The 26,023-nt window shown below is 59.1% G+C and carries 30 protein-coding genes; 20 read left to right on the top strand and 10 right to left on the bottom strand.

The features are described from left to right. Positions 1-183: 183 nt before the first annotated feature. Both parC and FHX16_RS14930 read left to right on the top strand, forming a co-directional pair. Positions 184-2,439 (top strand): DNA topoisomerase IV subunit A, encoded by a 2,256-nt coding sequence (gene parC, locus FHX16_RS14925; RefSeq protein WP_183751480.1) that lies wholly within the window; start codon positions 184-186, stop codon positions 2,437-2,439. Positions 2,440-2,594: 155 nt separating this feature from the next. Continuing rightward, the gene (locus FHX16_RS14930; protein ID WP_183751478.1) at positions 2,595-3,104 is read left to right on the top strand and encodes an SRPBCC domain-containing protein; all 510 of its coding nucleotides are present in this window, start codon (positions 2,595-2,597) and stop codon (positions 3,102-3,104) included. On the opposite strand, the gene FHX16_RS14935 is transcribed toward FHX16_RS14930, so the two are convergent. The 4 genes from FHX16_RS14935 to hemB form a co-directional block, all read right to left on the bottom strand. Continuing rightward, a complete protein-coding gene (locus FHX16_RS14935; protein WP_183751476.1) occupies positions 3,043-3,930 on the bottom strand; it encodes a DMT family transporter in 888 nt (295 codons plus the stop codon). The genes FHX16_RS14930 and FHX16_RS14935 overlap by 62 nt on opposite strands. Next, positions 3,931-4,707 (bottom strand): arginyltransferase, encoded by a 777-nt coding sequence (locus FHX16_RS14940; protein WP_183751474.1) that lies wholly within the window; start codon positions 4,705-4,707, stop codon positions 3,931-3,933. 178 nt (positions 4,708-4,885) lie between these two features. After that, complete coding sequence (locus FHX16_RS14945; protein ID WP_183859323.1) at positions 4,886-5,344, bottom strand: RDD family protein; 459 nt, start codon at positions 5,342-5,344, stop codon at positions 4,886-4,888. 75 nt (positions 5,345-5,419) lie between these two features. Next, a complete protein-coding gene (gene hemB / locus FHX16_RS14950) occupies positions 5,420-6,433 on the bottom strand; it encodes a porphobilinogen synthase (protein WP_183859321.1) in 1,014 nt (337 codons plus the stop codon). 134 nt (positions 6,434-6,567) lie between these two features. Between hemB and FHX16_RS14955 the strand changes: the two genes are divergently transcribed. The 8 genes from FHX16_RS14955 to FHX16_RS14990 all read left to right on the top strand — a co-directional run bounded on the left by FHX16_RS14955 (position 6,568) and on the right by FHX16_RS14990 (position 14,068). Further along, a complete protein-coding gene (locus tag FHX16_RS14955) occupies positions 6,568-7,005 on the top strand; it encodes a DUF6163 family protein (RefSeq protein ID WP_183751454.1) in 438 nt (145 codons plus the stop codon). Between the two features lie 129 nt (positions 7,006-7,134). Then, positions 7,135-7,650: a transcriptional regulator LdtR gene (gene ldtR / locus FHX16_RS14960; RefSeq protein WP_183751452.1), complete on the top strand. Its 516-nt coding sequence runs from the start codon at positions 7,135-7,137 to the stop codon at positions 7,648-7,650. 186 nt (positions 7,651-7,836) lie between these two features. Continuing rightward, a complete protein-coding gene (locus FHX16_RS14965; protein WP_183859319.1) occupies positions 7,837-8,682 on the top strand; it encodes a glycosyl transferase in 846 nt (281 codons plus the stop codon). Positions 8,683-9,068: 386 nt separating this feature from the next. Next, entirely contained in the window at positions 9,069-10,373 is a 1,305-nt protein-coding gene (locus FHX16_RS14970) for a murein L,D-transpeptidase (RefSeq protein ID WP_114712245.1), read from the top strand. A 177-nt stretch (positions 10,374-10,550) separates the two neighbouring features. After that, positions 10,551-11,849: a serine hydroxymethyltransferase gene (gene glyA / locus FHX16_RS14975; RefSeq protein ID WP_183751450.1), complete on the top strand. Its 1,299-nt coding sequence runs from the start codon at positions 10,551-10,553 to the stop codon at positions 11,847-11,849. A gap of 9 nt (positions 11,850-11,858) precedes the next feature. After that, the gene (nrdR, locus tag FHX16_RS14980; RefSeq protein ID WP_007531462.1) at positions 11,859-12,335 is read left to right on the top strand and encodes a transcriptional regulator NrdR; all 477 of its coding nucleotides are present in this window, start codon (positions 11,859-11,861) and stop codon (positions 12,333-12,335) included. A 3-nt stretch (positions 12,336-12,338) separates the two neighbouring features. Next, positions 12,339-13,448 carry a bifunctional diaminohydroxyphosphoribosylaminopyrimidine deaminase/5-amino-6-(5-phosphoribosylamino)uracil reductase RibD gene (ribD, locus tag FHX16_RS14985; RefSeq protein ID WP_183859317.1) on the top strand — a complete coding sequence of 370 codons (1,110 nt, stop codon included), beginning with the start codon at positions 12,339-12,341 and terminating at the stop codon, positions 13,446-13,448. Then, positions 13,448-14,068 carry a riboflavin synthase gene (locus tag FHX16_RS14990; protein WP_183751446.1) on the top strand — a complete coding sequence of 207 codons (621 nt, stop codon included), beginning with the start codon at positions 13,448-13,450 and terminating at the stop codon, positions 14,066-14,068. Before ribD ends, FHX16_RS14990 begins: the two co-directional genes overlap by 1 nt. Here FHX16_RS14990 and FHX16_RS14995 read toward each other — a convergent pair. The 3 genes from FHX16_RS14995 to FHX16_RS15005 form a co-directional block, all read right to left on the bottom strand. After that, positions 14,031-14,567, bottom strand: a complete 537-nt coding sequence (locus tag FHX16_RS14995; RefSeq protein WP_259129421.1) for a GNAT family N-acetyltransferase — start codon at positions 14,565-14,567, stop codon at positions 14,031-14,033. The genes FHX16_RS14990 and FHX16_RS14995 overlap by 38 nt on opposite strands. A gap of 26 nt (positions 14,568-14,593) precedes the next feature. Then, entirely contained in the window at positions 14,594-15,091 is a 498-nt protein-coding gene (locus FHX16_RS15000) for a cupin domain-containing protein (protein WP_259129361.1), read from the bottom strand. A 98-nt stretch (positions 15,092-15,189) separates the two neighbouring features. Continuing rightward, complete coding sequence (locus FHX16_RS15005) at positions 15,190-15,540, bottom strand: hypothetical protein (RefSeq protein ID WP_259129364.1); 351 nt, start codon at positions 15,538-15,540, stop codon at positions 15,190-15,192. 333 nt (positions 15,541-15,873) lie between these two features. Here FHX16_RS15005 and FHX16_RS15010 point away from each other — a divergent pair, with 333 nt between their 5' ends. The 3 genes from FHX16_RS15010 (at position 15,874) to FHX16_RS15020 (ending at position 19,159) form a co-directional block, all read left to right on the top strand. After that, positions 15,874-16,329: a 6,7-dimethyl-8-ribityllumazine synthase gene (locus FHX16_RS15010; RefSeq protein WP_016553506.1), complete on the top strand. Its 456-nt coding sequence runs from the start codon at positions 15,874-15,876 to the stop codon at positions 16,327-16,329. Between the two features lie 3 nt (positions 16,330-16,332). Continuing rightward, a complete protein-coding gene (gene nusB / locus FHX16_RS15015; RefSeq protein ID WP_183751440.1) occupies positions 16,333-16,815 on the top strand; it encodes a transcription antitermination factor NusB in 483 nt (160 codons plus the stop codon). 208 nt (positions 16,816-17,023) lie between these two features. After that, a complete protein-coding gene (locus FHX16_RS15020) occupies positions 17,024-19,159 on the top strand; it encodes a sodium-translocating pyrophosphatase (protein WP_183859309.1) in 2,136 nt (711 codons plus the stop codon). A gap of 69 nt (positions 19,160-19,228) precedes the next feature. Here FHX16_RS15020 and FHX16_RS15025 read toward each other — a convergent pair whose 3' ends face one another. Continuing rightward, positions 19,229-19,765: an outer membrane protein assembly factor BamE gene (locus FHX16_RS15025; RefSeq protein WP_114712253.1), complete on the bottom strand. Its 537-nt coding sequence runs from the start codon at positions 19,763-19,765 to the stop codon at positions 19,229-19,231. 178 nt (positions 19,766-19,943) lie between these two features. Here FHX16_RS15025 and FHX16_RS15030 point away from each other — a divergent pair, with 178 nt between their 5' ends. The 7 genes from FHX16_RS15030 (at position 19,944) to FHX16_RS15060 (ending at position 25,233) form a co-directional block, all read left to right on the top strand. Continuing rightward, positions 19,944-20,534 (top strand): ubiquinol-cytochrome C chaperone family protein, encoded by a 591-nt coding sequence (locus FHX16_RS15030; RefSeq protein ID WP_183751433.1) that lies wholly within the window; start codon positions 19,944-19,946, stop codon positions 20,532-20,534. 11 nt (positions 20,535-20,545) lie between these two features. Continuing rightward, the gene (locus FHX16_RS15035; RefSeq protein WP_259129366.1) at positions 20,546-21,100 is read left to right on the top strand and encodes a DUF177 domain-containing protein; all 555 of its coding nucleotides are present in this window, start codon (positions 20,546-20,548) and stop codon (positions 21,098-21,100) included. A gap of 103 nt (positions 21,101-21,203) precedes the next feature. Further along, the gene (plsX, locus tag FHX16_RS15040) at positions 21,204-22,250 is read left to right on the top strand and encodes a phosphate acyltransferase PlsX (RefSeq protein WP_259129367.1); all 1,047 of its coding nucleotides are present in this window, start codon (positions 21,204-21,206) and stop codon (positions 22,248-22,250) included. Between the two features lie 19 nt (positions 22,251-22,269). Beyond that, positions 22,270-23,241: a beta-ketoacyl-ACP synthase III gene (locus FHX16_RS15045; RefSeq protein ID WP_016553512.1), complete on the top strand. Its 972-nt coding sequence runs from the start codon at positions 22,270-22,272 to the stop codon at positions 23,239-23,241. A gap of 107 nt (positions 23,242-23,348) precedes the next feature. Further along, complete coding sequence (locus FHX16_RS15050) at positions 23,349-23,687, top strand: integration host factor subunit alpha (protein ID WP_007531489.1); 339 nt, start codon at positions 23,349-23,351, stop codon at positions 23,685-23,687. Between the two features lie 215 nt (positions 23,688-23,902). Next, on the top strand, positions 23,903-24,445 hold the full coding sequence (locus FHX16_RS15055; protein ID WP_183859305.1) for a MerR family transcriptional regulator: 543 nt from the start codon (positions 23,903-23,905) through the stop codon (positions 24,443-24,445). Positions 24,446-24,567: 122 nt separating this feature from the next. Then, positions 24,568-25,233 carry an HAD family hydrolase gene (locus FHX16_RS15060; RefSeq protein ID WP_348649612.1) on the top strand — a complete coding sequence of 222 codons (666 nt, stop codon included), beginning with the start codon at positions 24,568-24,570 and terminating at the stop codon, positions 25,231-25,233. 6 nt (positions 25,234-25,239) lie between these two features. Here the strand turns inward: FHX16_RS15060 and FHX16_RS15065 are convergent, their stop codons facing one another. Both FHX16_RS15065 and FHX16_RS15070 read right to left on the bottom strand, forming a co-directional pair. Continuing rightward, positions 25,240-25,389: a hypothetical protein gene (locus FHX16_RS15065; protein WP_183751429.1), complete on the bottom strand. Its 150-nt coding sequence runs from the start codon at positions 25,387-25,389 to the stop codon at positions 25,240-25,242. A 170-nt stretch (positions 25,390-25,559) separates the two neighbouring features. Then, the gene (locus tag FHX16_RS15070) at positions 25,560-25,994 is read right to left on the bottom strand and encodes a CAP domain-containing protein (protein ID WP_183859304.1); all 435 of its coding nucleotides are present in this window, start codon (positions 25,992-25,994) and stop codon (positions 25,560-25,562) included. Between the last annotated feature and the right edge of the window lie 29 nt (positions 25,995-26,023).

The following is a 26,023-nucleotide window of genomic DNA, read 5'->3' on the forward strand; positions in this document are numbered from 1 at the left end:
CTGCGGTTCGATCGCGGTTTATATTTGTGTATTTCTAAATTTGTGTTGAAGGGAAAACGAAAGAACGACCAAATTCGGGCAAAGCAGCTACTGTCATTCTTTTCTCATCGTTCCAAGACTTCATCCACAGCCCGAATGCTTGGATTCCTTGCTCAAATAGGACATCTCGGCTAGTCAGGACATATGGGACAACAGATTTTGCCGCCCTCCGGCGGAGACGACGACAGTATCCTTCCGGTCGATCTGAAGGCGGCGCTTGAAGAGCGCTATCTCGCCTATGCGCTATCGACTATCATGCACCGCGCGCTGCCCGACGTGCGCGACGGCTTGAAGCCGGTGCACCGCCGTATCATTCACGCCATGAGCGAGATGGGCATCCGGCCCAATTCCGCCTTCAAGAAATGTGCCCGTATCGTCGGCGATGTCATCGGTAAGTTTCACCCGCATGGCGATCAGTCGGTCTATGATGCGCTGGTGCGTCTGGCGCAGGATTTCTCGCAACGCTACCCTGTCGTCGACGGGCAGGGCAACTTCGGCAACATCGACGGCGACAGTGCTGCTGCCTATCGATACACCGAAGCCCGCATGACCGAGGTCGCCGGTCTCCTGCTCGATGGCATCGAACAGGATGCAGTTGATTTCCGCCCGACCTACAACGAGGAAGACGAAGAGCCGGTCGTCCTGCCGGGCGCCTTTCCGAACCTACTGGCGAATGGCTCGTCTGGTATTGCCGTCGGTATGGCGACCTCCATTCCGTCGCATAACGTCCACGAGCTCTGCGACGCCGCACTTCACCTCATCAAGCATCCCGATGCTTCGGTCGAAAAGCTGGTGGAGTTCATCCCCGGCCCGGATTTCCCGACGGGCGGCATCATCATCGACAGCCGCGAAAGCATCATCGAGGCTTACAAGACCGGCCGCGGCGGATTTCGCACACGCGCCAAGTGGGAGACCGAGGACCTCGGTCGTGGCGGTTATCAGATCGTCGTTACCGAAATCCCGTTCCAGGTCCAGAAGTCCCGATTGATCGAAAAGATCGCCGAACTCCTGTTGGCGCGAAAACTGCCCTTGCTCGAGGACATCCGCGACGAATCCGCCGAAGACGTCCGCGTCGTGCTGGTACCGAAGAACCGGACAGTCGATCCGACGATCCTTATGGAATCGATGTTCAAGCTGACGGAACTGGAAAGTCGCTTCCCGCTGAACATGAACGTTCTCTCCATGGGGCGCATCCCGCGCGTCATGGCGTTGAACGAGGTCCTGAAGGAGTGGCTCGACCACCGTCGTGAAGTGCTGCAGCGCCGCTCGCGCTTCCGTCTCGCCGCTATCGATCGTCGCTTGGAAATCCTCGGCGGCTTGCTGATCGCCTACCTCAATATCGACGAGGTCATTCGCATCATCCGCGAAGAGGATGAGCCGAAGCCCGTGATGATCGCGCGCTGGTCGCTGACCGACAACCAAGTCGAAGCGATCCTCAATATGCGCCTGCGGTCGTTGCGCAAGCTTGAGGAATTCGAGATCCGCACTGAATTCGACGCGCTCACCAAGGAGAAGGGCGAGATCGAGGCGCTGCTGGCATCCGAGGACAAGCAGTGGCAGACGGTCGCCTGGGAAATCGGCGAGGTGAAGAAGAAGTTCGCGAAGGCGACCGAGCTCGGCCGCCGCCGCACACAGTTTGCCGACGCGCCTGAAGCTGATGAGCAGGCAATCCAGCAGGCGATGATCGAGAAGGAGCCGATCACCGTCGTCGTCTCAGAAAAAGGCTGGATCCGCGCGCTGAAGGGACACATCTCCGACACCGCGACCCTGACCTTCAAGGAAGGCGACGCGTTGAAGGTTGCCTTCCCGGCACAGACGACCGACAAGATCCTGATCATCACCACGGGTGGCAAGGCCTACACGCTTGGTGGCGACAAGCTGCCCGGCGGTCGAGGTCATGGCGAGCCTCTGCGTATCATGATCGACATGGAAAATGATCAGGACGTGCTGACGGCGTTCGTGCACGATCCGGCCCGTAAGCAATTGATCGTCTCGACGGCGGGCAACGGTTTCGTTGTCGCCGAGACCGACATGGTCGCCAATACCCGCAAGGGCAAGCAGATCATGAACGTCTCCATGCCCGAGGAGACGAAGCTGATTGTTCCGGTCAGCGGCGATCATGTCGCTGTCGTTGGCGAGAACCGCAAGCTGCTCGCCTTCCCGCTGGCGCAGGTGCCTGAAATGGGGCGCGGCAAGGGCGTCCGCCTGCAGCGCTACAAGGACGGCGGCATTTCCGATGTGCGCTGCTTCGCCATTGCCGACGGCCTCGTCTGGGAAGATAGTGCCGGCCGCACCTTTACGAAAAACAAGGACGAGCTGGCCGAATGGCTCGCCGATCGCGCGACCGCCGGTCGCACCGTTCCGAAGGGTTTTCCGCGCAGCGGCAAGTTCGCAGGTTGAGGCAAAAATAAATCCGCGCGCCGCTCTTGGCGAGCGGTGCAATTCCTCTAATTCTGTCCTGTAATCACAACATGGACAGACATCATTCCGTAGGCGGACGGAATGATCGAATGTGGCGCTTTCGGGAGCATCATGTCGATCACGGAGGAATGTTGATGAGTGCTTGCAATACCATCACCTTGAATGTTGCGCATACTTTCAATGCCTCGCCCTGCGCTGTCTATGACGCATGGCTGAACCCTCAGATTGCAAAACGCTTTCTCTTCGCGAGCGATGAAGGCCGCGTGATCCGCGCCGATATCGATCCGAAGGTTGGCGGGCATTTTCTCGTCATCGATCGGCGTCCGACTGGTGATGCGGTTCATTACGGCGTGTTTCTGGAACTGCGTCGTCCGCGACGGATGGTCTTCTGCTTCTCTGCAGCCGAGCATGATCACAATGCGGACCGAATCCAGATAGACATCGAACCCCTTGCAGAAGGCACACGGCTGACGCTCTCACACGAAATGTGCTCTGAATGGGGGCAGTTCGAGGAGCAGACGCGGCAGGGTTGGGTTCACGTCATGCAAGGGCTCGAGCGCGAACTCGATGCCATGCAGGTGGTCAATGTGCCAGAGATTGTCGCGAAGGTTTCCGCCGAACCATCCAAAGCGAGTGCGCCATAATCGCGCAGACCAGGATCGTGCCGCCGATGAGAGTCATCGTCGGCGGCGCTTCTGCGAAAATTAACCAGATCCAGATCGGAGCCAGGATGGTTTCGAGCAGGTAGAACATGCCGACTTCCGGCGCCGACAGGTAACGCGGCCCCGTGGCAAGGCACCAAAACGCAACCGGCATCAGCAGCGCGCCGTTGAGGACGATCCACGCCGGATGCTCTATGACGAGTCCAGCCGGCAAAGCGTTGGCAAAACCGAGGATGGCAGGCATGGCGGCCGCAAGCAACGGCACGAAGCCCATGTCTCGGCGCGATGCACGACCGACTGTGATCGCCGACGCGAGGATGAAAGCGCTGAGCAGCGCCATGGCATCGCCGAAGACATGGCCGCCGGCCAATCCGTCACGGACGATCAAGCCAACACCGAACACCATGACGGCCATGGTAACGAGCGTGGAGAGCGAAGGGCGCTCCTTGAGGAATATCCAGGAGAGGAGGGCCCCGAACATCGGATTGAACGCGACGATGAAGACCACATTCGCCGTTGCCGTATTGAAGACGGCGAGCAGGAAGGTCAGCGTCGAGCAGCCGTAGAGCAATCCCGTTGCAAGGCCATGTTTGCCGGGCACAAGCACTGGCCATGTTCCCTTGACGTATCGGATGAGGCAGATCAGGACCACGGTCACGGCGACGGTCGTGATGCTGCGTGCGCCGAGGATCGACCACATGTCTCCATGAGCAAGGCGCACGAGGGGAATGTCCATGGAAAGAGCCAGGCCGCCGATTGCTGTCAGCAGCAGACCCTTCCGATGATCGGAAAGGGAGGGGAGGAGCATTTAGTAGCGTGTACTTTCGGGCAATGCGGAGGGATCGAAACGTTCCCAACCGCGCGAAGTCAGGTGCTCCTGCGGCTGGAAGCGAGTCTTGTAGTCCATTTTCCGCGATCCTTGAACCCAGTAGCCCAAGTAAACGTGCGGAAGACCCAAAGCCTTTGTCCGCCTGATGTGATCAAGGATCATGAAGGTCCCGAGCGAGCGCCGATCCATATCAGGGTTGAAGTAGGAATAGACCATCGACAAGCCGTCGCTCATGGTATCGGTGAGGGCGGCTGCCACCAGTTCGCCCGTCGGCCGCTCTTCGATCCCGGCCCCTTCCTTTCGAAGCCGATACTCGATGATCTTGGTGTTCACATGCGTATCCTCGACCATGATGGCGTAGTCGAGCACAGTCATGTCGGACATTCCGCCCTGTTGGTGGCGAAAATCAAGATAGCGTCGGAACAGCGAATACTGCTCGCTGGAGGGCTGGGCAGGAAACTCCGTGGAGATGATATCGTCGTTTGTCGCCAGAACCCGTTTCATCGACTTTGTCGGCAAGAACTCCTGCGGGAGGATGCGCACCGAGATGCAGGCACGGCAGGCTTCGCACGCTGGCCGATAGGCAATGTTCTGCGATCGGCGAAAGCCGCCCTGTGTCAGGATATCGTTCATCTCCGCTGCACGCGGCCCGACGAGATGTGTGAAGACCTTGCGTTCCATCTCGTGGGCCAGATAAGGGCACGCAGCCGGAGCAGTCAGGTAAAACTGCGGTGAGGGCGTCGTCTGCGTATTCATCTGTTCCGGAGATTTCCTTCGGTTCGCTGCTTATCTACAGGATGACTTAAGAATAAAAAACGTCAACAGCGCGGCCATTCTGTTGTCCGATGTTGCCCGTTATACTTTTGGATATGGCGCCCAAAGGCTGCCAGCAAAGGCCAGCAGCCGCGTTTATTTTAGCGTGTAAGGACCCGATCTAGGCGGTGCGTACGGTGACCGTGCCGACCAGAAAATCGTGGATAAGCCGGCTGCGCTCGGTAAACAGGCCGACCAGCAGAATCAGCGGCGTCAGAACGGAGTTCAAGATCCAGAAAAGCGCCAGGTGAACGATGGCGGTCAGAAAATCCATCCGCTGCCCGTCGACTCGGATGATTGCGATTCCCATTGCGCGCATCCCAAGCGAGGCCTGACTGGAACCGCCAACGGTGAAGCCGAAATAGAGGCCGGCAACGATCACGAACAAGGCCGGATAGAGAAAGAATCCGAGCCCCAGTGTGACGATCGACAGGAAGAAAAGCACGACGGCTGCCGGGATGCAAAGCAGCAGAACGATCACGTAATCGAGGATGAATGCGAAGACACGACGGCTCAGCGTGCCGCTGTAGGCGCGCCACTCGTCCGGTGCGGCATAAAGCGGGTTGGGAGTGAGCGTCATTGTTGCGGTCTCCTTTCGAGAAAGTGATGCCGCTGATATGGTATCGCTTCCCGCAAATGCAATATTTGCGCGCAGTCAGCGCTTGGCTAAAATCCTGGCCACCTCGACCGCAAAATAGGTGAGGACGCCATCACACCCGGCGCGCTTGAATGAAAGCAGGGTTTCCAGCATCGCCCGTTCACCGTCGATCCAGCCGTTCATCGCGGCCGCCTTGATCTGTGTGTATTCGCCCGAAACTTGGTAGGCGAAGGTGGGTAGTCCGAAAGCCTCCTTCATGCGCCAACAGATGTCGAGATAGGGCAGTCCCGGCTTGACCATCAGCATGTCGGCGCCTTCCTCGACGTCGAGCGCCGCGTCCCGGATCGCTTCGGTCCCGTTTGCCGGATCGATGTAATAGGTCTTCTTGTCGCCCTTGAGCAGCCCGCCGGTCGAGATCGCCTCGCGGTAGGGGCCATAGAATGCCGAGGCGAATTTGGTGGCGTAGCTCATGATACCAACATTCTGGTGCCCGGCAGCGTCAAGGGCGCGGCGGATGGCGCCGATTCTACCGTCCATCATCTCCGACGGCGAAATGATGTCAGAGCCGGCATTGGCCTGCATGACGGCCGCGCGCGCAACCTGATCGACCGTCTGGTCGTTGACGATCTCGCCATGTCGCAGGATCCCGTCGTGGCCATGGCTGGTGAAAGGATCGAGCGCCACATCCGTGATGACCCCGATATTGGGCACTGCCTTCTTGATAGCGATCGTCGCCTGGTTGATCAGGTTGTTGGCCTCAAGACTGTTCGATCCGGTTTCGTCGCGGAGTTCCATCTCGATGTTCGGAAAGGTCGCGATCGCCGGGATGCCGAGATCGGCCGCCTCCCTGGTGGCTTCGACGAGCTTATCCACACTCATCCGGTTGACGCCGGGCATTGCCGGTATCGGTTCGATGATGCCGGAGCCGGGAACGACGAAAACCGGCCAGATCAGATCGTCCACCGTCAGCCGGTTTTCCTGTACCAGGCGCCGCGTCCAGTCGGCCTTGCGGTTGCGGCGCATGCGCCGATGGCCGGTGATGTCGTCGACGAGATGCGTCTTGTCCTGCATGGTCGTTCCAGCTTTCTGCCATTCCAATTGTCGATGCGCTCATTATCATGGCACGGCCGAAAACCAAACCGGACGATTGGCCGCAATAATCGAGCCGCTGGCGAAGTCCCAACTGCAACCCTATTGTTTTAGATATGGACGCTGATTCTCCGACGATACCGAAGCCGACGCTAACCAGCGTTCTGTTCATCCTGTTCTTGCGCCTGGTCGCGATGTCCTGCTTCTGGTTTGGATTGCAGTATTGGGCGATGCTTGTCGGCTACTCGCTGGTGGGGGCAGGGCGCTTCGACCTGCTCAGCCTTCCCTGGAAGGTCGCAAGCACCTGCCTTGCCGTTCTCTTTCCTGTTGCGTCCCTCGGCCTTTGGCTGGCCGTCTCCTGGGGCCCGGTAATCTGGGTGCTAGCGGCAGGCGGACAGGTCATCATGCACGGCTTCATGCCGGACGTTTTCGGGTCCAACCGGCTGATCGTTCTCCTGCATATTGCGGTCGCTCTGGTCTACGTGGGATTCCGCGCCGTGCTCTGGTACGAGAAGCGAAAGCGGCGCCAGCAGGTAAGCGTTGATTTACCCTGATACATCTAGGAGATTCGGTAAGGCACTGTTAAGCCTGCGGTTTAAGTAGAATTTTATTTGTATTCGATAGGGTCTGTCTCAAGGCGGGAAGAAAACCAACACCGCCAAACAAACAGTGAGGCAGTCATCATGAACACGAAAATCAAGCCGCAGGCAGTATCGAACTTCCGTGACCAGCAGGAACAGGGCATCCGTGATCTTTACATGGAATCCCTTCATCTTGTTGAACGTCTTCACCGCCGTCTGCTCGACGTCATCAAGGATGAGTTCGACCGTCAGGGTCGCAGCGATGTGAACGCTGTCCAGGCACTTCTCCTCTTCAACATCGGCAACTCCGAGCTGACCGCCGGCGAACTTCGCTCTCGCGGTTACTACCTGGGCTCCAACGTTTCCTACAACGTCAAGAAGCTCGTCGACCTCGGCTTCATCAACCACCAGCGCTCGCGCATCGACCGTCGCTCGGTCCGCATCAGCCTGACGGAAACCGGCCAGGACATCGCGGAAACCGTCGCCAAGCTCTACGAGCGCCACGTAGGCTCGATCGACAAGGTCGGCGGCATCGGTACCGACGAATTCACGCAGATGAACAAGCTGCTGACCCGTCTGGACCGCTTCTGGAACGACCAGATCCTCTACCGCCTGTAATCTCGTAAGCCAACTTCCCTGCTGGCTTATCAGACCTCCAAGGCACGAAAGGGCGCAACGGTATTCCGTAGCGCCCTTTTCGCGTTTCCTCGCTCCGTTGCGGGGGACTACATATTCGGCCGACAACTTGCTAATGACTTCGCACGAACCTTTGGGGGTTCTAGCGTGAATCAGGAGTTGCAGGTCATGGTGTCAGCTGTCTTGGCGGCGAGCGGTGGGGTGAAGCAGGTCATCTGCATCAGTTGGGGGACGAAATATGGTGCCCCCTTCATCAACCGTCTTTATGCCATGGTGAAGCGCAATATCACGCCTCCCTTCACCTTCACTTGCTTCACCGACAATCGCAGCGATCTAAATCCTGAGATCCTTTGCGAGGACCTGCCGCCGCTGGATGTCGAAAACATGCCGGTGAGAACGAAGGGTATTTGGCCCAAGGGGCGACTTTGGGGGCCGAAGCTTGGAAGTTTGAGTGGTCCAGTGCTGTTCCTCGACCTCGATCTGGTCATCGTCGGTTCCCTCGACTCATTCTTCGAGGTCGGCGGTCCTGACGACGTCATCCTGTCGCGCAACCAGACGACGCCGTTTGAACGCCTCGGACAGACATCTCTCTTCCGCTTTCCTGTCGGCAAGCTGGTTTCCTTGCAAGAAAAATTCCGTGCCGATCCCCAAGGGGTTGCTGACGAATATGAATTCGAGCAGCGCTTTGTGACGAGAAATGCGCCCGGCGGCGCGAAGTTCTTTCCGCGTCGGTGGGTGCTCCATTTCAGGCAGGATTGCCGCTGGCCATTCCCGCTCAATTATTTCCTGACGCCACGCCTGCCGGGTGATGCGCGGGTGATCCTGTTTCCACGCGACTTCCATCCGCAGTTCGCGGTCGAAGGACGGTTCGGGTTGAAGGGCCGCGCGGCGCCGCCGCTGGATCATATCCGACACATGTTCGACCCCGAACGAAGACGCAACAGGCCGCTGTTTCGTTATCTGCGCCACTACATCCGACCAACGCCTTGGGTGGCCGACCACTGGCGCGAGTAGGCACCTTCCGTCAACGCTGTCGTGACATCTTTGCAACGCATGGCAGGCAAGCATAATCGCCTGTATTCAAGCCGTTTTTTAGCCGCTATTAACCGCCACATTCTGTGGATCGATATGGTTTTTCCGCGTTGTCTGCGACCGACGGTTGAGTGTGGTGCGAGGCGACACGAATTGGCCATATTAGCATGTCAGCGGAAATGCACGGCAAAATGGCGCTTCCCCAATTGAGGTCCGATAACCTCGTGCTCCCTGCTCGCAATCCTGTGATTGCCGGCAGAGAGATTGTGTAATGCGCCGTGGCGACGGGTTGGTAGGGATTTGCGCTCTCGCAGGGATAGCGAAGGTCGTCGGTCTCTCAAGCAGCGGCAATTTAGTGGTTGGGATGAATGTCGAAGAAAATCGGAACTGAAGCTCTTTCTCGTCGGGCGTTTCTGACGTCTGCGGCAATGGTGGGAGCGGGCGCATTGGCTACCCCCGCACTCGCGCAGTCGGCGATCGATTCGCTCATTAATGCTCCGCAGCGCGGCGATTGGGATGACCAATTCGATGCAAAGGCGGCATCCCGTACGGCGACGGCCGTCGTTTCGAACACGCCGATTCTCGGACCGCAGTCGGTGCCCAGTATCCAGCAGGCGATCATGCAGTATCAGCAGATCGCCTCCGCGGGCGGTTGGCCTCAAGTGAGCCCAAGCCAGCAGCGCCTGCAGATCGGCGTGACGGACCCGGCCGTCCAGGGGCTTCGCCAGCGTTTGGCCATTACCGGCGACCTGCCGCGCGAGGCGGGCATGTCTTCGGCGTTCGATTCCTATGTCGACGGCGCCGTCAAGCGCTTCCAGGCGCGTCACGGCCTTCCGGCTGACGGTGTTATCGGCGAGTTCACCTTGAAGGCGATGAACGTTCCGGCCGATGTTCGCCTGCAGCAACTGAACACCAACCTCATCCGGATTCAGACCTTCCCGGAAGAGCTGGGACGCCGCCATGTGATGGTCAACATTCCGGCGGCTTACGTCGAGGCGGTGGAAGACGGCAGCGTTGCGACGCGCCACGCCGCGGTTGTTGGCCGGCTTAGCCGTCCGACGCATCTCGTTAACTCGAAGATCTACGAAGTTATTCTCAATCCTTATTGGACGGCACCGCGCTCGATCGTCGAAAAAGACATCGTGCCGCTGATGCGCAAGGACCCGACCTACCTCGAGAAGAATGCCATTCGCCTGATCGATGGCAAGGGCAACGAGGTGGCGCCGGAAACGGTCGACTGGAATGCGGAGAAGGCGCCGAATTTCATGTTCCGCCAGGATCCGGGCAAGATCAACGCCATGGCGTCCACGAAGATCAACTTCTACAACAAGAACGGCGAGTACATGCACGACACGCCGCAGCAGGGTCTCTTCAACAAGCTGATGCGCTTTGAGTCCTCTGGCTGTGTCCGCGTCCAGAACGTTCGGGACCTGACGACCTGGCTGCTGCGCGAGACCCCGCCGTGGTCACGTCAGCAAATGGAGCAGGTCATCACGACCCGCGTCAACACACCGATCAAGCTTGCCGAAGAAGTGCCCGTTTACTTCGTCTACATTTCCGCTTGGGGCATGCCGGATGGCGTCGTGCAGTTCCGCGACGATATCTACCAGCTCGACGGCAATGCCGAGCTTGCGCTCGACACGACCGCCACCACGGAGCAGCCGGTTCAATGAGTCAGTTGGATCGCGTTTGATTTTCTCGAAACCGCGCCCCTCTGGCGCGGTTTTTTGTTGTCCTATCGAGCCTGGAACCCGCGGCGCGTAGATTGCCTAGCAAATGTCGTTCTCCGTATTGCCCTTGGCAGGGCAGGGCGCTAATACCTTCGCGCATTCCAGTTGAGGAGCCCGCCCATGACCAATGCTTCCACCCAGACCTTCTTCAATCGCTCGCTTGCCGATACCGATCCGGAAATCTTCGGCTCGATCCAAAAGGAACTCGGTCGCCAGCGTCATGAGATCGAGCTGATCGCTTCGGAAAACATTGTTTCCCGCGCGGTTCTGGAAGCCCAGGGCTCCATCATGACCAACAAGTACGCTGAAGGCTATCCGGGCAAGCGCTACTATGGCGGCTGCCAATTCGTCGATATCGCGGAAGAACTCGCGATCGAGCGCGCCAAGAAGCTCTTCGGCGTCAACTTCGCCAACGTTCAGCCGAACTCCGGTTCGCAGATGAACCAGGCTGTGTTCCTGGCGCTGCTGCAGCCGGGCGACACCTTCATGGGCCTTGATCTCAACTCGGGCGGTCACCTGACACACGGTTCGCCGGTCAACATGTCGGGCAAGTGGTTCAACGTTGTGTCCTACGGCGTGCGCGAAGGCGACAATCTGCTCGACATGGACGAAGTTGCTCGCAAGGCCGAAGAGCACAAGCCGAAGCTGATCATCGCCGGCGGCACCGCTTACTCCCGCATCTGGGACTGGAAGCGTTTCCGCGAGATCGCTGACTCGGTTGGCGCCTACCTGATGGTCGACATGGCCCACATCGCCGGTCTCGTTGCCGGTGGCCAGCATCCGTCGCCGTTCCCGCACTGCCATGTCGCGACTACCACGACCCACAAGTCGCTGCGCGGCCCGCGCGGTGGTGTCATCCTGACCAACGATGAAGATCTGGCGAAGAAGTTCAATTCGGCCGTATTCCCGGGTCTGCAGGGAGGTCCGTTGATGCACATCATCGCTGCCAAGGCCGTTGCCTTCGGCGAGGCGCTGCAGCCCGAGTTCAAGGACTACGCGGCCCAGATCGTCAAGAACGCCAAGGCGCTTGCCGAAACCCTGATCGCAGGCGGCCTCGACGTCGTTTCCGGCGGCACCGACAACCACTTGATGCTGGTTGACCTTCGCAAGAAGAACGCGACCGGCAAGCGTGCCGAAGCAGCGCTCGGGCGCGCCTACGTCACCTGCAACAAGAACGGCATCCCGTTTGACCCTGAAAAGCCTTTCGTCACGTCGGGTGTGCGCCTCGGCGCACCGGCCGGCACGACGCGCGGCTTCAAGGAAGCGGAATTCAAGGAAATCGGCAATCTCATCGTTGAGGTTCTCGACGGCCTGAAGGTCGCCAATTCCGACGAGGGGAACGCAGCCGTGGAAGCAGCCGTTCGCGGCAAGGTGGTCGACCTGACCAACCGCTTCCCAATGTACGATTACATCGGCTAAGGATAGCGCATGCGCTGCCCATTCTGCGGATCGGAAGACACACAAGTCAAGGATTCACGCCCGGCGGAGGACAATACGTCCATCCGCCGCAGGCGCATTTGTCCTGATTGCGGCGGTCGCTTCACGACCTTCGAGCGCGTGCAACTGCGCGAGCTGATGGTGTCGAAGAAGACCGGTCGCAAGGTGCCGTTCGACCGCGACAAGCTGGTGCGATCTTTCGAGATCGCACTGCGCAAGCGTCCGGTCGACCGCGACCGCATCGAGCGCGCGGTCTCCGGTATCGTTCGACGGCTTGAAAGCTCGGGCGAGGTCGAGATCAGCTCCGAGCAGATCGGCCTTCAGGTGTTGGAAGCGTTGAAGAGTCTGGATGACGTCGGCTTCGTTCGCTATGCCTCGGTCTATCGGGATTTCTCGCACGCCGAGGATTTCGAGAAGGTCATTTCCGAGATCAACGCCAAGATCGCCCGCGATCCCCTGGACAACTAGCTCATGAGCGCTTCGGAAGACGACGCGCGTTTCATGCAAGAGGCGATCCGCCTGGGTCTCCTGCATCTCGGCCAGACATCTACCAATCCTTCAGTCGGCTGCGTGATCGTGCGTGACGGTCAGATCGTCGGCCGTGCGGTGACGGCGGTCGGCGGGCGTCCCCATGCCGAACCGCAAGCCCTGGCCGAAGCCGGCGAACGGGCACGCGGCGCCACCGCCTATGTCACGCTCGAACCCTGCTCGCATTACGGCAAGACGCCGCCCTGCGCGGAGGCGCTGATTGCCTATGGTGTTGGTCGTGTCGTTATCAGCGTGACGGATCCGGATCCGCGCGTTTCGGGCAAGGGGATCTCCATGCTGCGCGACGCCGGGATTGAAGTCGAGTCCGGAATTCTCGAAGAGGAAGGCAGGCGTTCGCTCGCCGCGTACCTCACGCGCCAGACGAAGAACCGGCCCTATGTGACTCTCAAACTTGCTGTTTCTGCCGACGGTATGATCGGCAAGAGGGGTGAGGGGCAGGTTGCAATCACCGGTCCGGCCGCACGGGCCGAAGTCCAGAAGCTGCGTGCTGAAGCCGACGCGATTCTGGTCGGGATCGGTACTGCGGTCGCCGATGATCCTTTGCTCACGGTTCGCACGCCTGGCCTTGAGACGCGCTCGCCGGTTCGCGTCGTGCTCGATGAACATCTCTCTTTGCCGCTGGACAGCAAGCTGGTTGCAACTGCCAGGCAAGTGCCGTTGATCGTTGTCGCGACTGAGCCACCGCGCTTCGATAACAGCGAGGACAAGGCCTTTCTTGCGCGCCGCGACGCGCTGGATCAGGCGGGCGTCGAGGTGGTCCAATGCAATCCCAACCGTCTGGACGAGCTGCTGCCGGCGCTCGCGTCGCGCGGCATTTCCTCGCTTGTCGTTGAAGGCGGCGCGCGGACGGCGAAGCTTTTCCTCGATGCCGGCTATGTCGATCGCATCCTCCTCTATCAGGGCCCCGAGGTGATCGGGCAGGATGGTATTGAATCCCCGGTAACGAAGACCGATATGCCATCGGACCTCCTGCACAGGGGGACCTTCATATTTGGCGACGACCGCCTGGACGAATACGAAAGAGAGCTTTGATGTTTACCGGAATTGTCACCGACGTCGGCACGATCGAATCCGTTTCCGCGTTGAAGGAAGGCATCAAGCTGCGCGTCGCCACCGCCTATGATCCGGCGACGATCGACATGGGCGCCTCGATCTCGCATTCCGGTATCTGCCTGACGGTGACCGGCTTGCCTGGTGATGGTAGCAACGGCCGCTGGTTCGAGGTCGAAGCCTGGGAAGAGGCCCTGCGCCTGACGACCATCGGGACGTGGAAGGAAGGCAGCCATATCAACCTCGAGCGCTCGCTGAAGATCGGCGACGAACTCGGTGGCCACATCGTTTCCGGTCACGTTGACGGCAAGGCAGAGATCCTCTCCGTCACCGAAGAGGGCGATGCCACACGTTTTCGTCTGCGCGCGCCGCAGCATCTTGCCAAGTTCGTTGCGCCCAAGGGCTCGATCGCCCTGGATGGCACGTCGCTCACCGTCAACGCGGTCGACGGTACCGATTTCGATGTTCTGCTGATCCGTCACACGCTTGAGGTCACGACATGGGGTGAGCGCAAGGCCGGCGACTTCGTCAATTTCGAAGTCGACACCATGGCCCGCTATGCTGCTAGGCTGGCCGAGTTCCCGACCGCGAAAGCAGAATGACTTCTCCATTGTAGTTGCATCGTTGGACCTCGCGAAAGCCGAGCTTTCGCGCGAGGCGCAGCGAGGGCTCGTTCCCCGGATCGATGATGCATGTCATCGGCTTGGAGGGAAACCGTTCTTCTGCCCAGGCGATCAGGGCGGTCAGCGCCTCGCTGGCGTAGCCCCGGCCTTGCGCGAATGGCATAAGCCCCCAGCCAGTTTCCAACGTGCCTTCGGTGGAAACCGGCTGCATGTCCCGCTTCATGTCGAGGAAGCCCGCTTCACCGACAAAACGCCGGGTCCGCTTTTCCTCGATCGCAAGAAATCCAAAGCCCATGTGATGCCACATGCCTGCAACGCGCAGCAGCCGGGCCCAGGCTTGCTCACGGGTAGACGGCACGCCTCCGATAAAGCGGACGACGGCCTCGTCGCTCCACATCGTCTGGTAGGCCTCAAAATCGTCGACGGTATGTGCCCGCAGCAGCAGCCGCTTCGTCTCGATGGTCGGAATGCTGGTCATCATGAAGACGCTCTCTCGAATGGACGTCATGCGCCGGGTTCGCCGTCCCAATAGTTCAGATTACCGCTGCCTCTGCCCATGAAACGAAAACGGTTCGCTTCGTCGCGATTGGTCTTGGCGAGAAATTTTCCTGAATCGGGATACTCGACGATCTCGGTCTTCGCCTTGGTCGAGATACCGAGGTAAATGAGAGGCGTCGAACCAGTGTTGATGATCTGATGCGCGGTCTCTTGTCCTCCGGACGGAGCGCCGAGCGTGTCGCCCTTCCGGATAGCGTAGCGATTGGGGCCGAAGCGATACTCGCCGGTGCCCTCGATAACGAAGAACAGCTCGTCCTCTACATGATGATTGTGGAACGGACAGCTGGATTTGCCGGGCGGCACCTCGTTGTAGCTGATGCCGAGGCCGGCGAGACCGAGAAGCGAGCCGAACGAGGCGTCCGTGCCCTCGTACAAGTCTCCTTGCTTCCAGTGCTCAAGCTTCAAATCGGCGATGTTGATCACGGGCCTCGATACGCTGGACATTGTCTCCCTCCTGTTTCCAGAGAAAAGGCACCATCCTGCGAGAAAATACAACCGCAAAGCATCATGCCGGGCGACAGCTTGTGCCGCCGCCCTCGCGTTTATCGATAGTAGACGGTGAGACCCCCATCTACAGCCTGATCAACGTTGACGATGTTTCCGAGCAGCACGCCTTTGGCGTTGAGTTGATGCAGGAGCGGCTTGTTAACAGCAATGGCGGCGCGGATCATTTGGAGGTCATTGACGCTGCGTGTGGCAAAGGATTTCGGGTCACCGATATTTCCTGATCCGCCGTGATCGTAAACCTGCCGAACGTCGAGATTTGCGCCGCTGAAGGTTCGGAGGGTGCGCTCGATGCCTGATGGGGCGTTCATGTCGAGACTTTCCGCACGGCTGGCGTCTGCGAAGGCAAGAGTAACGACTGCGGAGGCGATGGCGGCAACGCGATTCATGGAACTATCCTTTCATCTGCTCTGACGATCGGCCGTCGGCAATGGATCGTCAGCGTTACACAGCTGAAATTGGTAGCTGGATTGTCCGCCTTCAACCAATAACTATCTGGAATTTGGTTACAAATTGTTCATGCGGGTTGCCCTTCATTCGCCACTTTCGAGGCGCCGCACAACGGTGGCCTCGGGCCGATGTGTGCAGTGTCCATCATGTGCTTGTCGCGATTCCGGATTTCGCATCGGACCCGTGATCCGAATTTGCTTGCCATTCCGGTCGCGGCGTGTTTTGACCGCGGCCTGCCAAACAGTGAAGTCCTCTAGCTCCGAAGGTGAAGCATGGCGCGAGAAACCGCTCCCCACATTTTGATCGTTGAAGCACGCTTCTACGACGACATGGCCGATGCGCTGCTCGAAGGCGCGACTTTCGCCTTGAAAGAGGCCGGGGCAACCTATGAGGTGGTTACCGTCCCGGGTGCTCTCGAGATTCCAGCGGCAATTGCCATGGCGCTCGACGGAGCAGATAATGAAGGCACGCAGTACGATGGATATGTCGCTCTTGGCATGGTCATCCGCGGCGAGACCTATCATTTCGACATCGTGTCGAACGAATCTTCTCGCGCCCTGATGGATCTGGCCGTGAGCGAATCCCTTGCCATAGGCAACGGTATTCTGACTGTTGAGAATGACGATCAGGCTTGGGCTCGTGCCCGCCGTTCGGACAAGGACAAGGGCGGATTTGCCGCCCGTGCAGCTCTCACGATGATCGAGCTGAAGAAGAAATTGGGTGCATAACGAATGAACAACGAAAACTCGGAGCGTCCCGTCAAGACTGCGAACCAGCGAGGTGCTGCGCGCCTTGCTGCCGTTCAGGCGCTCTACCAGATGGATATTGGCGGCACCGGCGTGCTGGAGATCGTGGCCGAATACGAGGCGCATCGCCTCGGCCAGGAACTCGACGGCGAGACCTACCTGAAGGCCGACCCCTCCTGGTTCCGCTCCATCGTCTCAGGCGTCGTGCGAGAGCAGCGTCGTCTGGACCCGCTGATCGCGTCCGCGCTGCAGGACGACTGGGCGCTGTCGCGTCTCGATAGCACCGTCCGCGCGATCCTGCGTGCCGGCGTGTTCGAGATCCTGGATCGCAAGGACGTTCCGGTCGCAGTCATCGTGACGGAATACGTCGAGATCGCCCAGGCCTTCTTCAGCGACGACGAGCCAAAATTGGTCAACGCTGTGCTTGACCGGATCGCCAAACAGGTTCGCGGCGAAGCCAAGAAATAGCGTTCTGGCGGGGCTGTTGCCCCGACCTCCAAAAACTCCCGGTTCCCATTGTGCTGCAAGGGCTTTTGGCGTTTGCGGGGCTTGACGCGCCGTTTTCCTCCACGCAATCTCCGCGCGGCGTTGCAGCATTTCTGTGGGAGGAAATCGAGTCGGCGTATTCGCAGCCGGAGAGGGAGTGAGCTCCGGCTCTTTTGGAGGAAAGAGCGAAATGAGCATTCTTTTAGGGGTAATAGCGTGCGGTCTGCTCTCGGTGGTCTATGCCATCTGGGCAACCCGGTCGGTGCTCGCCGCCGATCAGGGTAACAAGCGCATGCAGGAAATTGCAGGCTATATTCGTGAAGGCGCGCAGGCTTATTTGACGCGCCAATACAAGACTATCGCAATCGTCGGCATCGTCGTTTTCATTGCAGCCTGGCTGCTGCTCTCCGGCACGGCTGCAATTGGTTTCCTCATCGGCGCGGTTCTGTCCGGCGCCGCTGGTTTCATCGGCATGCACGTCTCGGTTCGCGCCAACGTCCGCACCGCGCAGGCAGCATCCCAGAGCCTGTCTGCCGGACTTGAGATTGCTTTCAAGTCGGGCGCTATCACCGGGCTTCTGGTGGCTGGTCTGGCGCTTCTTGGCGTGTCGATCTACTACTATGTGCTGACCGTCGTGCTTGGACACGATGGCAGCTCCCGCGAAGTGATCGATTCCCTTGTCGCGCTTGGCTTCGGCGCGTCGCTGATTTCGATCTTCGCCCGTCTCGGCGGCGGTATCTTCACCAAGGGCGCTGACGTCGGCGGCGACCTCGTCGGCAAGGTCGAAGCAGGTATTCCGGAAGATGATCCGCGCAATCCCGCAACGATTGCTGACAACGTCGGCGACAACGTCGGCGATTGCGCCGGCATGGCGGCCGACCTTTTCGAAACCTATGCCGTATCCGTCGTCGCGACCATGGTTCTCGCCGCGATCTTCTTTGCCGGAGCGCCCCTCCTGCAATCGGCGATGCTGTATCCGCTCGCGATCTGCGGCGCTTGTATCATCACCTCGATCGTCGGCACCTTCTTCGTCAAGCTCGGCAGCAACGGCTCTATCATGGGTGCTCTCTACAAGGGCCTCATCGTAACAGGTCTGCTGTCGATCATCGGTCTTGGCGCCGCGACGTCGCTGACGATTGGCTGGGGTCCCGTTGGCACCGTCAACGGTGCGGAAATCACCGGCACGCACCTCTTTGTCTGCGGTCTGGTCGGTCTGATTGTGACGGCGCTAATCGTAGTCATCACCGAATACTACACCGGCACCAACAAGCGCCCGGTCAATTCCATCGCTCAGGCGTCGGTGACCGGCCACGGCACCAACGTCATCCAGGGGCTTGCCGTTTCGCTTGAATCGACGGCTCTACCGGCGATCGTCATCGTTGGCGGCATCCTGGCGACCTATCAGCTCGGCGGACTTTTCGGCACTGGCATTGCTGTTACCGCCATGCTCGGCATTGCCGGCATGATCGTCGCCCTCGATGCCTTCGGTCCGGTGACGGACAACGCGGGTGGCATTGCGGAAATGTCCCATCTGCCGCCTGAGGTGCGCAAGTCGACCGACGCGCTCGACGCTGTCGGCAACACGACGAAGGCTGTCACCAAGGGGTATGCGATCGGCTCGGCGGGTCTCGGCGCCCTGGTTCTGTTTGCCGCCTATTCCTACGACCTCAAGTACTTTGCCGCCAATGGCGACAAGTATCCATATTTTGCAGGCATCGGCGATATCTCATTCGACCTTTCCAATCCTTATGTCGTCGCCGGATTGATCTTCGGCGGCCTCATTCCCTACCTCTTCGGCGGCATCGCAATGACAGCCGTCGGTCGCGCGGCCGGCGCTATCGTCGAGGAGGTTCGCCTCCAGTTCAAGCAGAAGCCCGGCATCATGCAAGGAACGGAGAAGCCGGATTACGGCCGTGCCGTTGATCTACTGACCAAGGCGGCGATCCGTGAAATGATTATCCCGTCGCTGCTGCCGGTACTGGCGCCGATCGTCGTCTATTTCGGCGTGCTGCTCATTTCCGGTTCGAAGGCTTCGGCCTTTGCGGCGCTGGGTGCTTCGTTGCTTGGCGTGATCATCAACGGCTTGTTCGTTGCGATCTCGATGACCTCAGGCGGCGGCGCATGGGACAACGCCAAGAAGAGCTTCGAGGACGGCTTCGTCGACAAGGACGGGGTGCGTCACATGAAAGGCTCCGATGCCCACAAGGCCTCTGTGACCGGCGACACGGTCGGTGACCCCTACAAGGACACGGCCGGTCCGGCCGTCAACCCGGCGATCAAGATCACCAACATCGTCGCGCTGCTCCTTCTTGCCGTTCTGGCCTGAGGCTAACCGAGATCACTAAAAAACCCGCCGGAGCGATCCGGCGGGTTTTTCTTTGAGCATTCGCTCGCTCTAGCGCAAGCTGGCCGGGTTCTGAGGCGAAGCCGGCTGCGACGTGCCGCCACCGAAGAGGCCCTTGGCAGCGTTCGCGGCACTGCCGCCGGACAAAAGCTGCTGCAGGAAGGTGAAGTCCTTGCCGCCAGTCGGGGTGACACGCGTGATCGTATCAAAGACCTTGCCATCCTTGAGCGTGTAGTTCGCGCGACGCGTAACGATGCCGTCCTTGTCGAAATAGATCGCCAGAACGCTCTGGTCGACGACCTTCAGCTTTTGGAACGCCATGGAACGTTCGCGGCGCTGCGAGATGTAGTAGAAAACTTCGCCATCGAACGTTGCTGTTGTCGATGGTGTACCCAGGGACAGGAGAACCTGCTCGCGGCTCGATCCTTCCGGGACAAGATTCAACGACTGTTCGTCGGCCACATATCCGCCATTGAGGACAGTTCCTGTCTGGCAGCCTGAAAGTCCGGTGGAGGCAATCATGATGGCAATGGCGGCACTGCTGAGGAATTTTTTGTCAGACTTGAAATACCGTTTCGTCAACGACATCTACTCCTAAAATTATGAATGGCAGCCACAGGCCTCAGATCGCTGATGCAAAACCATTGTGGCCATTCCGGGGTGAGACATCCCGTTGGCTCGTGCGGACAGATGGGGTGCTGTCCCGAAAGTGGCCACCTTCGGCATTGCAATTCGCGCCTGCTTCGGTAAACCAGCTTTCAAAATCATGCAACAAGGCCGGACGCCGCTTGGCGTCCAGAATGAGGCCTTTCCGGAAAAAACGATGATCTTCGGGCTCTTTGGCAAGAAAAACAGCAACCAGGCAATCGTAGATCGGCAATATCAGGCACTGACATCCGCCGCCCGCATGCCGGAACTCTACGAGCGCCTGAATGTCCCGGATACGGTCATGGGGCGTTTCGAAATGCTCTCGGCGGTGATGATCCTCTTCTTCCGGCGCACACGAGCGTCCGGAACCAGCGGTCAGGAGATTGCCCAGGAAATCGTCGACGCCTTCTTCCAAGATATCGATTACTCCATCCGAGAGTTGGGAATTGGTGACAACAGCGTTCCCAAGCGCATGAAGAAACTGGCCGGTATGTTCTATGGCCGGCTGGAGTCCTACGCCCAGGCGATGGACAGCAGAGATGCCGAAGGACTTGCGACGGCGCTTGTTCGGAACATCCATCCCAAGGCCAAGGAGGCGGTTGATATGCGCGGCCTCGCAGATTGGATGTTTGCCGCCGAGGACTATCTTTTGTCCCAGTCGGAGGATGTCATTGCGACAGGTTCGGCGACGCTTCCGAAGGTTGCGTGAAGGAGGAGATGATGAGAAGCAAAAGAGATGATGTGCCGTTCTCCTACCTGGTAAATGTCGGCCACATATCAACCAATCCCGTCGAGGTGCGCCTGGAAGCGGACAAGCGGGAATTGGAGGATATTGCCAAGAGCTGGAATGTGCTTTCAGTCGACAGTTTCAAGGCCGAGCTCCAGATCGCGCGGTGGAAGCGCGACGGAATCCGCATCAAGGGCAGGGTTCAGGCGAACATTGTCCAATCCTGCGTCGTCACCCTTGATCCTGTGCCATCCGCAATCGACGAGACGTTCGAGCAGATCTTCGTGCCCGAGAATTCGAAGCTTGCGCGTCGCCCGGCCAATGATGCCGGTGAGATGGTGCTTGACCCCGATGGTCCGGACCTTCCCGAGAGCTTTACCGGCGATACAATCGATGCAGGTGAGGTGGTGACGGAATTCGCCGCCCTTGCGATTAATCCTTATCCGCGCAAACCCGGCGTTGAGTTCTCGGGTCACATCGAAGACACCGGCGAAAACGACAAAAAGCCCTCTGCTTTCGCCGTGCTCAAGGATTGGAAAAAGGACTGAACCCCGTTGGCTATTTGACACAATTCAGTTGTAAGCGACGGGAAAACCGGTATTTTGGCCGAAATTTCGCCCGCCGGAGGCGAAAAATAAGGATCAGGGACGCGTGATCAGAATTTCTATCGACCTCATGGGTGGCGACTTTGGTCCCCAGGTTGTCATCCCCGGCGCCGCTAAGGCACTGGAAAGACATCCCGATATTTCATTCGTGATGTATGGTTTGAAGGAACAGTGCGAGCCGGTTCTCGACAGGTTTCCGAAGCTCAAGGAAACGACCGTTTTCCACGACTGCGAGCTGGCAGTCCGCATGGATGAGAAGCCGAGCCAGGCGCTTCGCCGCGGTCGCTATGTCTCCACCATGTGGCGGACGATCGAAGCGGTGAAGACGAAGGAAGCGGACGTTGCCGTCTCGGCCGGCAATACCGGCGCCCTCATGGCAATGGCCAAGTTCTGTCTGCGTACGATGGCCAATATCGAGCGCCCGGCGATCGCCGCCATCTGGCCGACGCTGAAGGGAGAGAGCATCGTTCTCGACGTCGGCGCGACCATCGGCGCGGATTCGCAGCAATTGATGGATTTCGCCCTGATGGGTGGGGCAATGGCCCGTGCGTTGTTCGAGATCGAACGCCCGACGGTCGGCTTGCTGAATGTCGGCGTCGAAGAGATCAAGGGGCAGGAAGAAGTCAAGGAAGCCGGGCGCTTGCTGCGCGAGGCGAACATCGACTCGCTCGAGTATTATGGCTTTGTCGAAGGAAACGACCTTGGCAAGGGAACCGTCGACGTCGTCGTGACCGAAGGCTTTTCGGGCAACATCGCGTTGAAGGCGGCCGAGGGAACGGCACGACAAATCGCTGAATATCTGCGCTCTGCCATGTCGCGCACGCTGCTCGCCAAGATCGGCTACTTCTTCGCCAAAGGCGCCTTCGATATGCTTCGCGAGAAGATGGATCCGAGTCGCGTGAATGGCGGCGTCTTCCTGGGCCTCAACGGCGTGGTCATCAAGAGTCACGGCGGCGCCAACGCCGAAGGCATCGCAGCCGCCATCGAAGTCGGCTACGACATGGCCAAGAATGGCCTCAATCAGAAAATAGAAAACGATCTTCAAAAGTATCATGCCAAGCGGCTGCCCCCGATCGGGCCGGAAGCCGCATGAGCGACGGGGTTTAAGCATTATGATCCGTTCAGTTGTTCGCGGGTTCGGAGCCGCACTTCCGAAACGCGTTATGACCAATCGCGACATGGAAGATGTCGTGGACACATCAGACGAATGGATTGTCCAGCGCACGGGCATCCGCCAGCGTTACATAGCCGGTGAGGGCGAAACAACATCGTCGCTCGGCGAAGCTGCTGCGCGCGCGGCGCTCGATAGAGCCGGTCTGACACCAGCCGACATCGATGTCATCATCTGTGCCACCTCGACGCCAGACAACACGTTCCCGGCGACCGCCGTCAACATTCAGAACCGGCTGGGCATGCACCATGGCTTTGCGTTCGACGTGCAGGCCGTTTGCACGGGCTTCGTCTATGCCGTGACGACGGCTGATGCCTACATCCGCGGTGGCCTTGCCAAGCGCGTGTTGGTGATCGGTGCCGAGACCTTCTCGCGCATTCTCGACTGGAACGACCGAACCACCTGCGTCCTGTTCGGCGACGGCGCTGGCGCGATCGTCCTCGAGGCGGCGGAAGGCGAGGGAACTACAGCCGATCGCGGCGTGCTGACGGCGCACCTGCGTTCCGATGGCTCCCACAAGGAGAAACTCTACGTGGATGGCGGCCCTTCGACGACGGGCACGGTCGGCAAGCTTCGCATGGAGGGCCGGGAGGTCTTCAAGTATGCGGTCGGCATGATCACAGACGTCATTGAGGCCGCGTTTGAGGCTACGGGCACGACTGCCGACGATCTCGACTGGCTGGTGCCGCACCAGGCCAACCGCCGTATTATCGACGGCTCCGCCAAGAAGTTGCATATCGCCCCCGAGAAGGTAGTCATTACGGTTGATCTTCACGGCAACACCTCTGCCGCGTCAATTCCGCTCGCGCTGGCAACGGCTGCTGGGGATGGCCGGATCAAGGAAGGCGATCTGGTCATGCTGGAAGCGATGGGCGGCGGCTTCACCTGGGGCGCAGCACTCCTGCGCTGGTAAGCCAAAAATCCAAAAAACTACCGACGAACAAGAGCTTGACCGTGAGGCGCAAGACAAATACTCTTTGTTCGCTTTCATAATATAATTGGCAAATGGGCGGGGAAACCATGACCGGAAAGACAGTGACGCGAGCAGACCTGGCGGAATCAGTTTTTCGTAAGGTCGGTCTTTCGAGAACCGAATCTGCTGAGCTCGTGGAAACTGTCATTGACGAGATTTGTAACGCGATCGTCCGCGGCGAAACCGTCAAGCTCTCGTCCTTTGCAACTTTCCAGGTGCGCGACAAGAACGAGCGCATCGGCCGTAATCCGAAGACCGGCGAGGAAGTACCGATCTCTCCCCGCCGCGTCATGACCTTCAAGGCGTCCAATGTCTTGAAGACGCGGATTCTGAAGGCGCATACGCTGCGCAAGACCAAGCAGAAAGCTGCCAATCCGGCTTCTTGATCGAGCGCAGCACGGGGGCACTCCTCTCGTTAAGCGGCGACGAGTTCCAATATTTCCTGAACGATCTGTGCGGTATTCAAGACGTGACTTGAATTCGTGGCGTCAAACCGTTGAAATATGATGAGTCGCGGCTCGGTTCTGACGTTCGTGAGACATCAGCTGCGCTTATCAGCCGAACGGACGCGCGGCGCCCCAAGACCGCGTAGGGAGTAAGGATGTTGGATAAGAGCCCCGATGCTTTCCGCACCATCAGCGAGGTGGCGGACGACCTAGACCTTCCACAGCATGTCCTGCGCTTCTGGGAAACGCGGTTTCCGCAGATCAAGCCAATGAAGCGTGGTGGCGGTCGACGCTACTACAGGCCCGAGGATATCGATCTCCTGAAGGGCATCCGCCACTTGCTCTATGATCATGGCTACACCATCAAGGGCGTGCAGAAGCTTCTGAAGACCAATGGCAACAAGTTCGTCATTGCGATCGGCCATGGAGACCTTGCAAGCGTTCAGGCGCTGACAGGCGGTCAGCAGGACGGTGGCGATTCTGGCGAGCCACGGGTTGGAATGTCGGATGAGGATCAGGTTGTCGGTCGCGCGAAGCCGCCGATCACACGTCGCTTCTTCAATTTCGGCGCTGGCGATGAGGATTCGCCCGAAGTTTCGATCGGCAAGTCGAGCGTCGGCAAGGAGGACCGTGCTTTGCTGCAGGAGGCACTCTACGATCTTCTAGAATGCAAGCGCCTGTTGGATCAGGTTCGCTGATCGATTCGCCGCTACGCGTCAGCCACCCTACATGGGTTCGCAGCCCATTCTTTCGCGAGCAGTCCCGTATCGGAACCGCAGCGCCTCGTTCGATATTCAGTCAGCCTCAAGGAAAATCTCTCGTGACCGCGTCTCATTCAGTTCCCGGCAAGTACTATGACGCCTTCCTGTTCGATATGGATGGCACCCTCCTGAACTCTATTGCCGTAGTCGAACGTGTCTGGAGTGAGTGGGCCGTGCGGCACGGCTTCGAGCCGGAGGTTTTTCTCAAGACGATCCACGGCATTCGGGCATCCGACGTCATCCGCCAGTTGGCGCTACCAGGCGTCGATCCGGAATATGAGGCAAGCCAATTGCTGAAAGAGGAAATGGACGATGTCGGAGGCATCGTCGCGATCCCAGGTGCCGTCGATTTCCTGAACAGCATTCCGCCGTCGAAGTGGGCGATCGTAACCTCAGCGCCGATCGAACTCGCGAAGCGCCGCATGACGGCGGCTGGCATTCCGACGCCGGTGGTAATGGTGAGCGGGGAAGAAGTGGCAGCCGGAAAGCCGAGCCCCGAATGCTATTTGCTGGGCGCCAAGCGCCTCGGCGTTGATCCGACAAAGTGCCTGGTGTTCGAAGATGCCGTTGCCGGAATTCTCGCCGGCGAAGCAGCCGGAGCCGACGTGACTGTCATTACCGAAACGCACACGACGCCGTTTGCAACCCCACACTTTTCAATCCCGGACTACCGCGGCTGGCGTGTGGACGTCGGTCCCGACGGCCGCGTTGCACTGCTCGAATAGACGCTGCTACTGCTTGCGCTGCGGCGCCTGCTTTACCATGCGCTCGTAGGCGGCAAGCATCTTTGCCTTCACCGAACCCAGTGTCCCGAGTTCGTGCCCGCAAGTGAAGCAGACAAGGACGTCGGTGTCGACCGGCTCGGGTCGTTCGAATTTCATTCGGGTGTTCCTGCACTTCGGGCAGGGGATCTCAATCTGCATGTTTTCGTCCAGAGTCTCGCGTTTTGCAGGTCTCTTATTCGGGCCTGCTTATTCGAGCAAGCCTTTTCGACCGACTGCTCACACTTGCAGCTTCTCGCCTTCGTGGACCGGTCAAGGTCGATGTAACGCTACTGGCAAGCGAAGAAGGTCGAGTAGCCTGCGACAACCGACACCCCCGCATATCGCAGGTTGGGTCGAAGCAGGTTTGTGTTGTGGCCCGGCGAACGCCTCCATCCGGAAAACAGCTGCTGCGGGGTCAGATATCCATGACCGACGTTCTCTGAACATACGATGCTGAGCCCAGCGGCCCTGGCTTGCGCCGATCGCTGTCGAAAGCCGTCGTGGCTGATGTGTCGCCGCGTTGCCTGATACTGGCTGTGCTGCCGCGCCAAGGCTTTCAACGTGCCATTCGCAGCCAAGGGAGATAGGCCACGGCTCGTCCTGTAGGAATTGATCAAAGCCAGTGTCTGAGCACCGAAATCGCCTGTAGCAGACGGCGGCTGCGCCGCACCTAGGCATGCCAAACTTAGAAGCGCAACTGCTAATGCCTGTAGCATTTTCATGGTCGGATTTCTCCTGGTGGCAACGACTC

Origin of the sequence: Rhizobium sp. BK661 (assembly GCF_024808825.1) — a bacterium.
In the GTDB taxonomy this organism is placed as follows: domain Bacteria; phylum Pseudomonadota; class Alphaproteobacteria; order Rhizobiales; family Rhizobiaceae; genus Rhizobium.

Bases quoted from the DNA above. Each gene is read 5' to 3' on its own strand.
- FHX16_RS15050 (WP_007531489.1), top strand. From the start codon at position 23,349: ATGACCGGAAAGACAGTGACGCGAGCAGACCTGGCGGAATCAGTTTTT.
- FHX16_RS14995 (WP_259129421.1), bottom strand. From the start codon at position 14,567: ATGACCAGCATTCCGACCATCGAGACGAAGCGGCTGCTGCTGCGGGCA.
- FHX16_RS15010 (WP_016553506.1), top strand. From the start codon at position 15,874: ATGGCGCGAGAAACCGCTCCCCACATTTTGATCGTTGAAGCACGCTTC.
- FHX16_RS14945 (WP_183859323.1), bottom strand. From the start codon at position 5,344: ATGACGCTCACTCCCAACCCGCTTTATGCCGCACCGGACGAGTGGCGC.
- nusB (WP_183751440.1), top strand. From the start codon at position 16,333: ATGAACAACGAAAACTCGGAGCGTCCCGTCAAGACTGCGAACCAGCGA.
- FHX16_RS15020 (WP_183859309.1), top strand. From the start codon at position 17,024: ATGAGCATTCTTTTAGGGGTAATAGCGTGCGGTCTGCTCTCGGTGGTC.
- FHX16_RS15030 (WP_183751433.1), top strand. From the start codon at position 19,944: ATGCAACAAGGCCGGACGCCGCTTGGCGTCCAGAATGAGGCCTTTCCG.
- FHX16_RS14965 (WP_183859319.1), top strand. From the start codon at position 7,837: ATGGTGTCAGCTGTCTTGGCGGCGAGCGGTGGGGTGAAGCAGGTCATC.
- parC (WP_183751480.1), top strand. From the start codon at position 184: ATGGGACAACAGATTTTGCCGCCCTCCGGCGGAGACGACGACAGTATC.
- FHX16_RS15070 (WP_183859304.1), bottom strand. From the start codon at position 25,994: ATGAAAATGCTACAGGCATTAGCAGTTGCGCTTCTAAGTTTGGCATGC.
- FHX16_RS15000 (WP_259129361.1), bottom strand. From the start codon at position 15,091: ATGTCCAGCGTATCGAGGCCCGTGATCAACATCGCCGATTTGAAGCTT.
- FHX16_RS14990 (WP_183751446.1), top strand. From the start codon at position 13,448: ATGTTTACCGGAATTGTCACCGACGTCGGCACGATCGAATCCGTTTCC.
- FHX16_RS15055 (WP_183859305.1), top strand. From the start codon at position 23,903: ATGTTGGATAAGAGCCCCGATGCTTTCCGCACCATCAGCGAGGTGGCG.
- FHX16_RS15045 (WP_016553512.1), top strand. From the start codon at position 22,270: ATGATCCGTTCAGTTGTTCGCGGGTTCGGAGCCGCACTTCCGAAACGC.
- hemB (WP_183859321.1), bottom strand. From the start codon at position 6,433: ATGCAGGACAAGACGCATCTCGTCGACGACATCACCGGCCATCGGCGC.
- FHX16_RS15005 (WP_259129364.1), bottom strand. From the start codon at position 15,540: ATGAATCGCGTTGCCGCCATCGCCTCCGCAGTCGTTACTCTTGCCTTC.
- FHX16_RS14955 (WP_183751454.1), top strand. From the start codon at position 6,568: ATGGACGCTGATTCTCCGACGATACCGAAGCCGACGCTAACCAGCGTT.
- glyA (WP_183751450.1), top strand. From the start codon at position 10,551: ATGACCAATGCTTCCACCCAGACCTTCTTCAATCGCTCGCTTGCCGAT.
- FHX16_RS14935 (WP_183751476.1), bottom strand. From the start codon at position 3,930: ATGCTCCTCCCCTCCCTTTCCGATCATCGGAAGGGTCTGCTGCTGACA.
- FHX16_RS14970 (WP_114712245.1), top strand. From the start codon at position 9,069: ATGTCGAAGAAAATCGGAACTGAAGCTCTTTCTCGTCGGGCGTTTCTG.
- ribD (WP_183859317.1), top strand. From the start codon at position 12,339: ATGAGCGCTTCGGAAGACGACGCGCGTTTCATGCAAGAGGCGATCCGC.
- nrdR (WP_007531462.1), top strand. From the start codon at position 11,859: ATGCGCTGCCCATTCTGCGGATCGGAAGACACACAAGTCAAGGATTCA.
- FHX16_RS15065 (WP_183751429.1), bottom strand. From the start codon at position 25,389: ATGAAATTCGAACGACCCGAGCCGGTCGACACCGACGTCCTTGTCTGC.
- FHX16_RS15035 (WP_259129366.1), top strand. From the start codon at position 20,546: ATGAGAAGCAAAAGAGATGATGTGCCGTTCTCCTACCTGGTAAATGTC.
- FHX16_RS14940 (WP_183751474.1), bottom strand. From the start codon at position 4,707: ATGAATACGCAGACGACGCCCTCACCGCAGTTTTACCTGACTGCTCCG.
- FHX16_RS14930 (WP_183751478.1), top strand. From the start codon at position 2,595: ATGAGTGCTTGCAATACCATCACCTTGAATGTTGCGCATACTTTCAAT.
- FHX16_RS15025 (WP_114712253.1), bottom strand. From the start codon at position 19,765: ATGTCGTTGACGAAACGGTATTTCAAGTCTGACAAAAAATTCCTCAGC.
- ldtR (WP_183751452.1), top strand. From the start codon at position 7,135: ATGAACACGAAAATCAAGCCGCAGGCAGTATCGAACTTCCGTGACCAG.